We start from the raw sequence: 12,589 nt of genomic DNA, 5'->3' as shown, positions 1-12,589 counted from the left end.
CCTCTCAGCGCGGTTGGGCTATGTCTGCTTGTGGGGGGGGCGGGCCCGGCCCCCCTCCGCCCCCCCCCTCCCCACTCCCTCCGACCGGGGGGGGGGGGGGCCCCCCCCCCCCCCCGCGACCGTCGGTCAGTTGCGCACCCGACAGCGCAGGTGGAGCACCCGGTTGCCCTGGATCACCACGTCCGGGTCCTCCAACAGGTGCTGCGCGTCGACCGACCCGAAGTAGCGCTTGCCGGACCCGAACACGACGGGTACGACGTCCATGCGCACCTCGTCGACCAGGCCCGCGGCCAGCACCTGGCCACCGACGTCGCCAGCGGCGACCTCGACGATGCGGTCACCCGCGAGCTCCTGCGCCCTGGCCACGGCTGCCTCGACGCCGTCGACGAAGCGAAACGGCGCCTGGGGGTCCCAGCCCTCGGGCGCCGGCCGGTGCGTCACGACGACCACGTGGTCGACCCCGCTCGGAGGCTTCCCGTCCCAGCCGTCGGTCAGGTCGAAGACGTGGCGGCCGGCGATCGTCACCCCGATCTGGTCCCAGTACGGCCGGGTGTAGTCGTACGACATCTGCGACACCTTCAACGCGCCGCTCTCGTCCAACGGCACGTCACCGCTGAGCAACCAGTCGAACAGCGGTCCGGGCTGGTCGTTGGCGTCGGCGATGAAGCCGTCCACCGACACCGAGCTGTACATGACCACCTTGCCCACGGACTCTCCTCTGTTTCGGGGTGCCCTCAAGTTAGCGTGTCGTGAGCTGCGGCTCTTGTAAGAAATCAATCGGCCGGCAGCGGCCAGCCGTCCAGCGTGTGGCCGGGATGTTCGCGCAGGAAGCGCCGCCGGACTTCGGCGTACCGGGTCGGTGTGAGCCCGGTGAACGCCCGGAATTCGTGGCCGAAGTGGGCCTGGTCGAAGTAGCCGGCGCCGCCGGCGACGTCGGCCCAGTCGATCGGTGCGGCGAAGTCGATCGCGAGCATGGTGGCGGCGAAGCGCTGGGTGCGGGCCAGCCGCTTCGGCGTGACGCCGACGAGTTCCTTGAACCGCTGTGCCAGATGGGTGCTGCTGACACCGGCTGCCACGCTCAGGTCGCCGATCGCCACCGCCCCGCCGGTCGCCGCGATGACGCTGCTCGTGTGGCGGACCAGCCCCAGGCCGATCGTCTCGCGCAGCCGTCGCATCAGCTCCTCCTCGAGCAGCGTCAGCATCTCGCGCGGTCCGTCCGCCGCGTCCAGTCGATCCCGCAACTCAGCAACGGCGGGTCGGCCCCACACCTGCTCCACCGTCACCGGCCGGTCACACAGTTCGGCCGCGGGCATCGGCAGGAACGGCGCCAGCCCCCACGGCTTGACGTGCACGCCCACCGACCGGGTGTGGAGCGGGTAGCCGAACTCCAGCGCGCGGGTGGGTACGGTGACCACGCAGCCGTCGGCGTACGCGGCCGTCTCGATGTCGGTGCCGGCGCGGATGTGGAACGGTGCCCCGAGGTTGACGATGAGCAGCGCCCCCGGCATCGGCGGCAGCATCAGCCGGGCGTACGGCGGCGCGCCCTCCAGGTAGTAGAGGTCGTCGACCAGCGCGTCCAGCGGGGGTCGCGGCACTCTGGACACGTACCTCATGCCGACAGTATCGCCACGTCCCCGCCCGCCGGCGAACAGGCCTGGGACAGCCGCTCGATGAGCTGTCCCAGGCCTGCCGTGGAGATGGATTACCCCTGGTGTCGGGTCAGTAGCGGCGCAGGATGCGCTTGTCGGCATCCAGGCCGCGGTCCAGCTTGATCACGATGAACTCGTTGTTGTCCGCTTGGCCGGCCGTGCGGCCCGAGGAGGACGGGAAGTTGTTGTCGTTGAGGACGGCGATCGTGCGGTCGTCCAGGATCACCACGTCCTCGATGGTCTGGAACGGGAACGTGAAGGTGCTACCGAAACCGCCGACGTGCCGCGGGTTGGCGATGTTCATCAGGTCGGCGACGAGGGTCTTGTCGAGGCGCCCGTCCCGGTTCCGGTCGCGCTTGTCGGCCAGGTAGATCTTCTTCACCTTCGCCGTCTCGCCCTGGCCGTTGTCCCGTTCGATGATCAGGAAGCGATCGCGGTCGACCATGATCGCGTCACCGATCGCGTGGTCGACGGCGTCGAGCGTGTACGTCCAGCGCCGACCGGTGTAGGTGTTGGTCCTGACGTCGAACTCGTTGAGCCGAAGTGTGCCCGTCGGGTCGCCCGCGACCGTGCCCTCGAGCAGCGGATAGAGCGTGGCCCCGTCCGGTGACTGGGCCATGCCCTCGAAGCCCTTGCTGCTGGAGAGATTGGCCGGGGTCGTACCGCGGGTCGGGTTCTCCGGGGCGAACACGCCCGGCAGTGGCACCGGCGCCTGCATCAGGCGGCCCGCGCGGTCGAAGTGCAGCAGGTACGGACCGAATTCGTCACCGATCCAGTACGTGCCGTCGGCCGTCCGACTGATCGACTCGACGTCGAAATCGGCACCGGTGAGCACGCGGTCGGCGCGGGTGAGGGCGAACGGAACCTTGCCGTACGGATCGGTCAGGTTGATGCCGCCGACAACGTCGACGGCGCCGCTGGCGAAGCCGGGCGCGACCCGCTGGACACGCAGCAGGAAGTCGGCACTGTTGGCCTTGTTGCCGAAACCGTTGTCGGACAACACGTCGAAGGTGCCGTCGGCGTTGCGAAGGACGCCGCTGAACCCCTGGACCGGTTGGTCGGCGAACGGCGGGGTGATGCCGTTGATCGGGGCAGTGCCGAGTGACGAGCCGGATGGTTCGCTACCGGGAACGAACGTCGCCGCCGGCAGCATGGCGAACTTGATCAGCTCGGCTCGGTTGCGCGTACTCTGCTCGGCTGCGGACGCGGCGCCCGGCAACGTCAGGATCAGCGCGGCCACCGCGGCACCCAGGCCCACCCGCTTGCTTACCGCCATCAATCCTCATTTCGTCGGGAGCGAAGGACCACCTACGTCTCGGCGGTGATCCGATGGCAAGGTAGAGAGACGCGGTGAACTCGGACTGGCCAACGGGCATCCGCGCCCGAACCGCGCGGTGACCCTTCGAGGCGACACCGGCGTGCCGGACGATCGCGCGACCGGTGCCGTCCGGACGCGGTCGCCGGAAACTTTCTGAAGATCTTTGTGGTTGACGGCAACCTGCGGGCGGCGGATCGCATGTACCCGGGTGTAAGCGACGATCGCCACGATCCATAGGGGTCCGGAAATGTCTGTACGTCCTCTTCTGCTCCTGCCCTTCGCCGCCGTCCTGTTCGCACTCCCCGCCTGCGGCGCCAAGCCGGCACCTGGCCCCAGCCCGACCGCGTCTGCTCCGACGTCCGCCGCCCCCGCCACCGGTGCCCCCAGTGCGTCGTCCGCGGTGGCCGCCCCGGCGGGTGGGAGTGCCGAGTGCCCCACGGTGGAGGCCCTGCAAAAGCTGGTCGAGCTGCCGAAGGGCTCGTCTCTCACCACTGTGCAGTGCGTCAAGGACTGGGCGGCGGCCGATCCGCAGGGCCCGAGCACGGGCGACGGCGTCTACCTGTTCCACTTCGTGGCCGGCACGGGCTGGAAGTACTCCGACCAGGGCAGCGGATGGGACTGCAAGGAACTCGGCCTCACCGAGCCGGCGCCGTTCTGCGTCTCGGATCCGGTGAAGACGGCGCCGAAGCCGGCGTCGAAGCCGGCGACCAGTGCGGCCGCGAGTGTCCCGTGCCCTTCGGCGCAGACCCTGGAGAAGCTGGTCGAGCTTCCGAAGGGTTGGACGTTCGGCAGTGTCGAGTGTGTCGAGGACTGGGCGGGAGCCGATCCGCAGGGCCCGACCGCCGGTGACGGCTGGTACCTGTTCCACTTCGTGGCCGGTACGGGCTGGAAGTACCGCGGCGACGGCAGCGGTTACGACTGCGTGGACCTCGGCCTCAAGGAGGCGCCGTTCTGCATCTCCTGATCGGGTAGACCGCGGTCGCTTGCTGTGGGGGCACACCCGATACGGTGTGTCCCACAGTCAACTGGCCGCATCGACGCCGCCGCTGCCTGAAGGACTTTGGGTACGTGGGGGGAACGAGCGGGGCATGGCGGACTCCATTGACGATCTTTTTTATGAGTTCGTTCGGACCCGATCTCCCGCGTTGCTGCGGACGGCGTTCCTGCTGACCGGTGACCGGCACCTCGCCGAGGACCTGGTGCAGGATGCGCTGGCCCGTACCCATCGGGGTCGGCGTCGGTTGGATGACCCGGGGCATTTCGAGGCGTACACCCGTACCGCGATGTACCACCAGCATGTGAGCTGGTGGCGGCGTCGCAAGGTGGCTGAGTCGTTGCCGGGGGAGTTGGCCGACGTGGCTGAGCCTGGCAGTGATCATGCTCGTCGTACTGATCTGAAGTTGGCCTTGCACCAGGCTCTCGGCCGCCTCACCCAGCGGCAACGTGCCGTGCTGGTGGTGCGGTTCTTCGAGGACCGCAGCGAGGCTGAGGCCGCGGAACTGTTGCAGTGCTCGGTTGGCACGATCAAGAGTCAGACCAGCAAGGCGTTGGCGCGTATGCGGGAGATAGCGCCTGAGCTGCTGTCGGCTGTGCTGGAGGAGGCCTGATGACCGACGACCTCGGGCCGCTGCGTCAGGCCATGGCCGATCTGAGCGAGCACGGCGGCACCGCTGACATGTACGAGCGTGCCCTGCGCACGTCGCGGCAGGCGCAGCGGCGAATGGCGGTCACCACCGGCGCCGCGGCCGTGGCTGTGGTGTTCGCCATCGGTGCCACGGTCGCCGTCGCCGCCAACCGCCGGTCCGACACCCCATCGCCACCCGCCTCCGCCCCCACCAGTGCCGGGTCCCAGGGTCTCGGGTGTCCGTCGACGCAGACCCTCGGGAACCTGGTCGAGCTGCCCGAAGGCTGGTCTTTCGCTCCCCGGGACGTGGAGTGCGTCGAGACGTGGGCGGCTGCCGACGTGCAACGCTCGGACGCCAGCAGCGTCATCTACCTGTTCCATCACACGGCCGGCACGGGCTGGCGATACCACGACCAGGGCAACGGTTGGGACTGCACGGACCTCGATCTCACCGAGCCGGCGACGTTCTGCACCCCCTGATCGGAGAATCAGACACATGGCCACCACGAGAGGATCGTCGATGACGGCCTTGCACCATTACCGGGCGGGTTCGGCGCTGGCCGGGCTCCTGCTGATAGTCACCACCAGTTCGGCGGCTTCGGCGGCCTCCCCGACGGTGAACACCCCGGCCACGACCACGCTGACCACCCAGGGCCGCACCGCGGAAAGCTACACGGGCCTGATGAACGGTGAATCATTCCAGCAGGACGGCATCGTCTCGCACCGCCGATGGCAGTACGCGGCGTTCTGGGACCAGCAGGGCTACGTCAACGTCTCCCGGCGCCCGACGAACGGCACCTGGCAGACCATCCGCCTGACGGACTATCGCACCACGACCACCGATTCGCACAACGTGATCAGCATCGGGCTCTCGCACGTGGACGGAAGCGTCCATCTCTCGTTCGACATGCATTCCCAGCGCTTCCGCTACCGCAAGTCGGTGGCCGGGATCGCCACCTCGCCGGACACCGCCACCTGGTCACCGGCCATCTTCGGCGCGGTGCAGAACAACCTCGCCGGACGCGACATGGCCGTCATGACCTATCCGCAGTTCACCACCATGCCTGACGGCAACCTGCAACTGACGATCCGTACGGGGGAGAGCGGGAACGGCAACCAGGTCCTGTTCGAATATCGGGCTGGTGCATGGGCTTTCGTCGGCAAGATCATGAATGGCACCACGCTCGGCAACAACGCCTACCTGTTCGGCTTCCAGTACGACGGACAGGGCGTGCTGCACATGACCTGGACCGTCCGGGAGACCTTCGACGCGAGCACCAACCACGATCTCTACTACGCGTACAGCACGGACCGGGGTCGAACGTGGCGCAGTGGATCAGGTGCGCTGATCGGCACCGCCGACTCCAGCCCGATCTCGACGACCACCACCGCGGCACGGTTCTGGGCCATCGGGCAGAACCGTGGCCTGATGAACCAGGAATCGCAGACCGTCGACTCGGCGGGAAACGTCCATGTGCTGGCCTCTCACCTGCCGCCGTCGGCGCCCAGTGACGCCGTCTTCACCAACGCCCGTACCAGCGCGGTACTCGTTCACTACTGGCGTGAGGCTGCGACCGGCCAGTGGCGCCAGCGGATCCTCGGCTACCAGGCGGGCGTCAGCCGCGGCGACATCGGCGTCGATTCCCGTGACAACCTGTTTGTGGTGAGCGCCGCCTCGAACACCGGAGTGCTGCAGATCGCGACCGCATCCCGAGCCTCGGGTTGGTCGGACTGGGCGGTGCGCTACCGGTCCACGGCGACCTTCACCTCCGATCCGCTGCTCGACCACCGCCTGCTCAAGTCCAACAACATCGCCAGCGTCTTCGCGCCGCATCAGGGCGGCAGCCGGATCGACGTCCTGAACTTCAGCAGCGCCGGGAACTGACTGCCCCCTCCCGGGTGGCCACGAGCGGGAGTAGAACCGGGTTCCCGCTCGTGGCGCAGTCAGCAGGTGATCCGGCGGGTGCCCCGTGAGCAAGCACGGGCGGATGCGCCCGGCTCGGCGGGGTCGGCGTTCCGGGTCGAGCTGTGGTGCGTGACCGTCGAATCATCCCGCGGCTGCGCCGCTCGGCTAACGGGACGCGACGGAGTCGCTGCTGAGCAACTGCGCGACGACGTCCGGGCGATCCAGCGGCACGATGTGGCCGCAGCGGGGAATCAGCTCGCCGGACAGGTCGTCGGCGATGGGGGCGAGCTGCCGGTAGAGCAGGTCGCCGACGACGTTGCCGCCGACGGCCAGGGTGGGCGTGGTCAGCCGGCCGGTCGCGGCGATAGCTGCCGCGTTCTGCTCGGCGGCGCGGTAGTAGCCGAAGCCGCAACGCAGCGCCTCACGACCGGTGTACGCGCTGACGAACGCGTCTCGGATCTCCGGGGGCACCCCCCGACGTTCGAAGGTGCCGGCCAGGAGGAACCAGTCGAGGTACGCGGCCTCGTGGCCTTCGAGCACCGTCTCGGCCAGCCCAGGGGCCGAGTGGAAGCCGAACCACCACGGTGGTGTCGGGAAGCCACCAGGCAGGCCGGGCAGTGCCGCCTCCATCAGCACCAGGCGACGCACCCGGGCCGGGTGCAGGGCGCCGAGCAGGTAGGCGGCGGGTACGCCCGCGTCCAGGGCCACGACCTCGGCCTGCTCGACCCCGAGCGCGTCGAGCAGGCCGAGCATGTCGGCGGCGCCGGTCGCCGCGTCGAACCCGTCCTCCGCGCGAGCACTGTCGCCGAGCCCTCGCAGGTCTGGTGCGATGACGCGGCGTCTCCCATTCAGCAGCGGCAGCACCTCGCGCCAGACCTGCCAGGTGTGCGGCCAGCCGTGCATCAGCAGCACCGGTGGACCCGCGCCATCCAGGGCGACGTTCAGCTCGGTGCCGTTGGTTCGGATCTTGCGCAACTCCACGTCTGACCTCCTGGCAGTTACCATTGGTTACCTGATTACCATGGGAGATGCCTGATGACTTGGCAAGACAGCACTTTCGCGTCACCTGGTGAGCCCGGGGTAACCGGGGACCTTTTCAGCCCAGCCTGCCCGACCCGACAGCTGCTCGACCGGATCGGCGACAAATGGACGTCGATGTTGATCAAGGTGCTGGCGGAGAGTCATCCGGCGGAGCTCGGGTTCGCGGAGCTACGCCGCCGTGCCCCTGGAGTGTCGAACAAGATGTTGTCGCAGACGCTGCAGAGCCTGTGCCGTGACGGTCTGGTCACCCGCCGGGTCGAGGCGACCGTGCCGCCGCGTGTCCATTACGCGCTCACCGACCTGGGTCTGTCCCTGGACACCCCGCTGGCAGCGGTCCGGGCATGGGCCGAGCAGCATGTGTCAACCATCGAAGCAAGTCGTCGCAGAGCTGACCAGTAGTGGCGCCCTGAGGCGCCCGCGGGTTCGTACCGGGACGGCCTTGGCCCGCCGTCAGCGCAGCGGGTACGCCGTAAGCCGGTCGGCGAGTTGCTGTGGGTGGCTGAGTGCCACCGCGTGGCCGCCGTCGATCTCGTCGGGGACGATGCCGAGTCGGTCGGCGGCCACCTGGCGCTGGAAGTCGGCCGGGAAGAACTGGTCCTCGCGTGCGATGAGCACGGTCGTGGGCACGTCTGGCCAGGCGCGCAGGGGCCATGGCTCGTTGCCCTCCGCGCTGACCTGGTCCCTGGTGTGTGCCGCTGCCTCGGCGACGATGTCGGCGGGCACGCCGTTATAGAACTGCTGCTCCTCGCTGAGCCCTTCCGCGCCGCGGTAGGCGGTGTTGGCCCACCAGTCACCGGGTCGCTCCCCGGGCTTGGGGATCATCGGCGTGAGCAGGACGAGCAGCCGGACCGGTAGCTTGTCGGCGATGAGCGGTGCGGTGAACGCGCCGTACGAGTGCCCGACGACCACGAGGTCGCTCCGGTCACCGATCGCGTCGACGACCGTCTGTGAGAACTCGGCGAACCCCGCGGATTTGTCCTCGATCGGCAGTTCCGGTGTCACCACGTCGTGGCCGCGGCTGGTCAGCTCAGGACCGAGGAGGTGCCAGTCCCAGGCGCTGCCGCCGCCTCCGTGGATCAGTACGAAAGTCGCCATGCCCCGAAGCCTCACACCCGGGTACGACAGCCGCCGCCCGATGTGAGCGCGCGGTCGTGCAGCAGGGTTGGCGACGTTCAGGTATCGGACCACACTGGCACGAGCCCACCCTCCGCGCGGTAGAAGAGATACGGCCGGAGGTCTGGTGACGCGGTCAGTGTGCGAGACAGCATGGACGGGTCGCCGACGGCGGCGAGGAATGGTTGGGAGGCGAGCAGGTCGCGAAGGTCGGAGAACGGCCATGGGGCGCCGAGCAGTCGTCGGAGCTGGACCAGAGTCGTCACGGCTTCCGGTGGCACCCGATCGACGTAGATGTCGGCGCTGGTGGGCAGGTCCCAACTCGCCGTCGACTCGCTTCTTCGACAGCCAGGCAGATGTTCGGTGCCAGGGCCAGCAGAGTTGACCCCGGCCAGGCCACGCCACCAGTCCTCATCGATCCTCAGCTCACCGGTCTCCAGCACCGCGTGCTCGAACCACTCGGAGTCGACAGGTGCAGCCACACCGGAGAGAGCGACAGCAGCGATCTCGTCGGGCAGACGGACGTCGTGCTCTTCGACGTAGTGGGCCAGGCCCTCAGGCCACACGAAATGCTCTCCGTCGGTCTGCTCGGTGCTGCCGTTCGCGGCACCACAGAGTCGGCAGACGGACACGCCCGCGGTGGCGGTGAAGACCGTGCCGGATCGGAGGTACGCCGCCACAGCCCGTCGCAGAGTGACGTTGGCGTCGGCGGTCACAAAGTCGCAGACATCGGGCAGCGTTTCCGAAACCGCCGGACCGTCCCAGTATCCGATCAGCCGGAGAACCTTGGTCATCGTCACGCACACCCCACGACGGAAGTAGGGACGGTCACGGTAGCAAGTGGTGTTGACGGACGCAGGGACATGCCGGCATGCCCGCAACTGCGGCCTCGGTCAGCCTGTGAAGTGCGGGGCTCACCCCCGCTGCCTCGCCGGAGCGCCTCCGGGGACCGGCGGACTGGCGTCCGGTGGGGTGTCGATCTCGCTCCAGCCGAGTGCGACCGACCGCCGGCAGCGGCCGGGGTCATCTCCGTGGGCAACGTAGATGGCGGTCAGCATGGGAACGCCGAGCGCGAAGGCTTCGACAGGCAGCGGGCCGGACGTGATCAGCGAGGTCAGGCCATGTCCGATGGCCCAGCTCTGTGTCGCCAGGTCCGTCGGATCGACATCCGGACGGAGCCGGCCGGCGGACTTGGCGCGTTCGATGGCGTGGACCAGGTGCAGCAGCGTCCCGTCGGCCTGCGCCGGGTCGTCGAGTGCGAAACCGTCGTCGAACATGACCCGGTAGAGATCGGGATCGGCTGCGGCGTTGGACACGTAGGCGGCTCCCATCGCCGTGAGGTCGCGGATCGGATCGTCGGTCACGGTGACGATCTCGAGACGATCGGCCAAGCGGCGGAACCCCTCCTGGCGCAGTGCTCCCCACAGCCCGTCCATGCCGCCGAAGTACGTGTAGACCGTCATCGTCGACACGCCCGTACCGGCGACCAGGGAGCGGAGGGTGACCGGTTTGCGGACGCGGAGCAGGTGGGCGGCCCGGGCGATCAGCATCGTGCGGATCTCGGGGTCTCTCGGCCTAGGCATGGTGGGCAGGATACATAGCGCTGCTATCGTACGCGGGACGTGCCTGACGACGAGGAGTGGTTATGGCTATCAAGCTGTTCAACCCCGACGGGCTGCCGAAGCCCGACGTGTACCGGCAGTTGTCCATCGCGGAGGGGTCCAAGCTCGTTTTTCTGGCCGGTCAGGTGGCCCGCGACGCCGACGGCAACCCGGTCGGCACCGGTGACTTCGCCGCACAGGTGGAGCAGGCCTACCTCAACGTCGGCCGGGCGATGACCGAGATCGGCGGCTCGTTCGACGATGTCGCGAAGTTGACGATCTATGTCGTCGACTGGAGTCCGGAGAAGTACCCGTTGCTGGGCGAGGGGGTCGGGCGTGCGGCCGCGAAGCTGGGCGTCGACCCGACCAAGCCGATCACCCTGATCGGCGTCGTCGCGCTGGGGGAGCCGGACCTCATGGTCGAGGTCGAGGCCATCGCGGTCCTGGACTGACCTTCGCCTGTGGAGGCCCGGCCGGGCCTGGGGGAGCGGTGCGGCCAGCGGTACACAATGGGGCAATGAAGCGAGAGGTACGCCTGATGCGGATCACCGGGACGCGCGCCAACGGCGCGGTGGCGACGGGCGCGGTGGCGACGGGCGCCCGGGCTGCGGGTGCGGCGTCGGTCGGCGCCCTCGCCGTGGGGGCGCTGGCCGTCGGGGCTGTGGCCGTGGGGGCGCTCTTTATCGGGCGGCTGGCGATCCGCCGGGCAGTCGTGCGGGAGTTGCGCGTCGGTCGGTTGGAGATCGACGAGCTGGTGGTGCACAGCCGACCCGATGCCGAGGCGTAACCGCCCATCCACCCCGTACCCGCTGGTCGAGGCCGAGTGGCTCGTCGGCCCCCGCGTCGCGCGGTCGGAGCGGCCCGGCTCCTCGTCAGGTGACGAAGATGCAGAAGGGGTGCCCGGCCGGGTCGGCGTAGACCCGGAACGGTTCGTCGGGACCGTCCTTCTGATCGGACAGCAGCCGACCGCCGAGGGCCAACACCCGGTCGTGCTGCGCCTCCAACTCCTCGATCGAGGCCACGCTGAGATCCAGATGGAGCTGTTGCGGCACCTGACCGTCCGGCCACGTCGGCGGCGGCAACTGGTCCACCTGCTGGATGGCTAGTTGCGGGGCGCCGTCGGTGGTCCTCAGCACGAGCCAGTCGCGACCGCGCTCGTCCGCCTGCCCCGGCTCCGGCGGCTCGTGACCAGGCTTGTACACCAGGCCCAACAACGACCGATAGAACTCCGCGAGCGACCTGGCATCGGTGGAGTCGAGCACCACCTGACACAGCTTCGGGGCCTTCTTGCCGTCAGTCACATCGATCACCTCCGAACGCCCATTGTGCACGTTCTGATCGTCGCGCCCGGCCGGTCCGGCCCGCCCTTCGCTGGTTCCGCTCGCCGCCGGGAGTGATCGGGCTTACGTCGTGCCGCCGCTACGGCCGTCAGCGGCGATGAGCGTTCTCGACCAGAGCCGAGGCGACGTCGCGCAGCTTGCGGTTGGTGTCCTGGGACAGCTTGCTGAGGACGGCGAAGGCCTCCTCGGGAGTGCAGCGGCGCTCACCCATGAGGATCCCCTTGGCCTGTTCGATCACCGCCCGACTCTCCATCGCCTTCTGCATGTGCCCGGCCAGGGTGGCCTGGGTCTCGTACAGGTGGGCGTTGGCCAGGGCAACGGCGGCGAACCCGGCGAACGTCTGAGCGATCGTGATCGCGTCGTCGTCGAAGGCTGCGGGGGCGGTGGCGTAGATGTTCAGGGCGCCGGTGACGTGCTCGTGCACGGGTAGGCCGACCGACAGGGAGCTGTGCGCACCGGCCTCGGCGGCGGCGTGGGCCCAGCCGGGCCACCGTTGCTCGCTGCCGGTGTCCGGCACGATCAGGCTGGAGGTGCTTTCCGCGGCTTGCAGGCACGGACCGTAGCCACGTTCGTACTGCTTCTCGTCGAGGACGAGGGCGAGGTCGCCGGTGAACGCGGTGGTGTGCGGTTTGTTGCCGTGCAGCAGGGTGACGCTGACCTCGCTGGCCCCGGGGATCGTGCGCTTGGCCAGTTGCGCGATCTTGTCCAGCAGGACGTCGAGGTCGATGTCGGCGAGTCGGATGCGGCCGAGCTCGGCGAACGCCTCGTGCGGGTCCATGGGTGCGACGTGCGTCATCAAGGCGTCCTTAACGAGGGCGCGTACCACCACCAGGCATCTGGTGGGATGCGCGGATCGCTGCAGGACTCCTGATCCGGAGTCCGGGATCCGCGCCGCTTTTTGACGCTGGTCTCGACGACGCCCATCCAAGGCACCGTGCCACAGGGCCACAGCATATCCGTGCCCGAACGCCGGCTGTCACCCACCGCCTGCGCCCCT

Annotated in this window: 16 protein-coding genes; 7 read left to right on the top strand and 9 right to left on the bottom strand. The window is 68.8% G+C overall.

What is annotated here, in order from left to right:
- Nucleotides 1-126: 126 nt before the first annotated feature.
- The 3 genes from AB0A90_RS32320 to AB0A90_RS32310 all read right to left on the bottom strand — a co-directional run bounded on the left by AB0A90_RS32320 (nucleotide 127) and on the right by AB0A90_RS32310 (nucleotide 2,925).
- Nucleotides 127-708, bottom strand: coding sequence for a dihydrofolate reductase family protein (locus tag AB0A90_RS32320; RefSeq protein WP_357255308.1), 582 nt, complete (start codon nucleotides 706-708; stop codon nucleotides 127-129).
- Between the two features lie 65 nt (nucleotides 709-773).
- Nucleotides 774-1,613 (bottom strand): helix-turn-helix domain-containing protein, encoded by an 840-nt coding sequence (locus AB0A90_RS32315; RefSeq protein WP_357255306.1) that lies wholly within the window; start codon nucleotides 1,611-1,613, stop codon nucleotides 774-776.
- A gap of 106 nt (nucleotides 1,614-1,719) precedes the next feature.
- Nucleotides 1,720-2,925: an esterase-like activity of phytase family protein gene (locus AB0A90_RS32310; protein ID WP_357255303.1), complete on the bottom strand. Its 1,206-nt coding sequence runs from the start codon at nucleotides 2,923-2,925 to the stop codon at nucleotides 1,720-1,722.
- A gap of 289 nt (nucleotides 2,926-3,214) precedes the next feature.
- Here AB0A90_RS32310 and AB0A90_RS32305 point away from each other — a divergent pair, with 289 nt between their 5' ends.
- The 4 genes from AB0A90_RS32305 (at nucleotide 3,215) to AB0A90_RS32290 (ending at nucleotide 6,476) form a co-directional block, all read left to right on the top strand.
- A complete protein-coding gene (locus AB0A90_RS32305; protein WP_357255300.1) occupies nucleotides 3,215-3,931 on the top strand; it encodes a hypothetical protein in 717 nt (238 codons plus the stop codon).
- A 124-nt stretch (nucleotides 3,932-4,055) separates the two neighbouring features.
- The gene (locus tag AB0A90_RS32300; RefSeq protein WP_357255298.1) at nucleotides 4,056-4,574 is read left to right on the top strand and encodes a SigE family RNA polymerase sigma factor; all 519 of its coding nucleotides are present in this window, start codon (nucleotides 4,056-4,058) and stop codon (nucleotides 4,572-4,574) included.
- Nucleotides 4,574-5,071 (top strand): hypothetical protein, encoded by a 498-nt coding sequence (locus tag AB0A90_RS32295; protein ID WP_357255295.1) that lies wholly within the window; start codon nucleotides 4,574-4,576, stop codon nucleotides 5,069-5,071. Before AB0A90_RS32300 ends, AB0A90_RS32295 begins: the two co-directional genes overlap by 1 nt.
- 40 nt (nucleotides 5,072-5,111) lie before the next feature.
- Nucleotides 5,112-6,476 (top strand): BNR repeat-containing protein, encoded by a 1,365-nt coding sequence (locus tag AB0A90_RS32290; RefSeq protein ID WP_357255292.1) that lies wholly within the window; start codon nucleotides 5,112-5,114, stop codon nucleotides 6,474-6,476.
- Nucleotides 6,477-6,662: 186 nt separating this feature from the next.
- Here AB0A90_RS32290 and AB0A90_RS32285 read toward each other — a convergent pair whose 3' ends face one another.
- Nucleotides 6,663-7,478 (bottom strand): alpha/beta hydrolase, encoded by an 816-nt coding sequence (locus AB0A90_RS32285; RefSeq protein ID WP_357255289.1) that lies wholly within the window; start codon nucleotides 7,476-7,478, stop codon nucleotides 6,663-6,665.
- Between the two features lie 54 nt (nucleotides 7,479-7,532).
- On the opposite strand from AB0A90_RS32285, the gene AB0A90_RS32280 reads away from it, so the two are divergent.
- On the top strand, nucleotides 7,533-7,937 hold the full coding sequence (locus AB0A90_RS32280) for a helix-turn-helix domain-containing protein (protein WP_357255285.1): 405 nt from the start codon (nucleotides 7,533-7,535) through the stop codon (nucleotides 7,935-7,937).
- 51 nt (nucleotides 7,938-7,988) lie between these two features.
- Here AB0A90_RS32280 and AB0A90_RS32275 read toward each other — a convergent pair whose 3' ends face one another.
- From AB0A90_RS32275 to AB0A90_RS32265, 3 genes are all read right to left on the bottom strand, one after another.
- A complete protein-coding gene (locus AB0A90_RS32275) occupies nucleotides 7,989-8,633 on the bottom strand; it encodes an alpha/beta hydrolase (RefSeq protein WP_357255282.1) in 645 nt (214 codons plus the stop codon).
- 77 nt (nucleotides 8,634-8,710) lie between these two features.
- Nucleotides 8,711-9,445: a hypothetical protein gene (locus AB0A90_RS32270; RefSeq protein WP_357255279.1), complete on the bottom strand. Its 735-nt coding sequence runs from the start codon at nucleotides 9,443-9,445 to the stop codon at nucleotides 8,711-8,713.
- A 120-nt stretch (nucleotides 9,446-9,565) separates the two neighbouring features.
- A complete protein-coding gene (locus AB0A90_RS32265) occupies nucleotides 9,566-10,234 on the bottom strand; it encodes a TetR/AcrR family transcriptional regulator (RefSeq protein WP_357255277.1) in 669 nt (222 codons plus the stop codon).
- Between the two features lie 62 nt (nucleotides 10,235-10,296).
- Between AB0A90_RS32265 and AB0A90_RS32260 the strand changes: the two genes are divergently transcribed.
- Nucleotides 10,297-10,704, top strand: a complete 408-nt coding sequence (locus tag AB0A90_RS32260; RefSeq protein WP_357255274.1) for a RidA family protein — start codon at nucleotides 10,297-10,299, stop codon at nucleotides 10,702-10,704.
- 65 nt (nucleotides 10,705-10,769) lie between these two features.
- The gene (locus tag AB0A90_RS32255) at nucleotides 10,770-11,039 is read left to right on the top strand and encodes a hypothetical protein (protein WP_357255272.1); all 270 of its coding nucleotides are present in this window, start codon (nucleotides 10,770-10,772) and stop codon (nucleotides 11,037-11,039) included.
- An 85-nt stretch (nucleotides 11,040-11,124) separates the two neighbouring features.
- Here AB0A90_RS32255 and AB0A90_RS32250 read toward each other — a convergent pair whose 3' ends face one another.
- Entirely contained in the window at nucleotides 11,125-11,553 is a 429-nt protein-coding gene (locus AB0A90_RS32250) for a VOC family protein (protein WP_357255270.1), read from the bottom strand.
- 127 nt (nucleotides 11,554-11,680) lie between these two features.
- Nucleotides 11,681-12,388 carry a GAF and ANTAR domain-containing protein gene (locus tag AB0A90_RS32245; RefSeq protein ID WP_357255268.1) on the bottom strand — a complete coding sequence of 236 codons (708 nt, stop codon included), beginning with the start codon at nucleotides 12,386-12,388 and terminating at the stop codon, nucleotides 11,681-11,683.
- Nucleotides 12,389-12,589 lie beyond the last annotated feature (201 nt).

Source organism: Micromonospora sp. NPDC049204, assembly GCF_040647935.1.
Lineage (GTDB): Bacteria > Actinomycetota > Actinomycetes > Mycobacteriales > Micromonosporaceae > Micromonospora.
The sequence above is the reverse complement of the archived record's forward strand: the minus strand, read 5'-3'. Positions and strand labels throughout refer to the sequence as shown.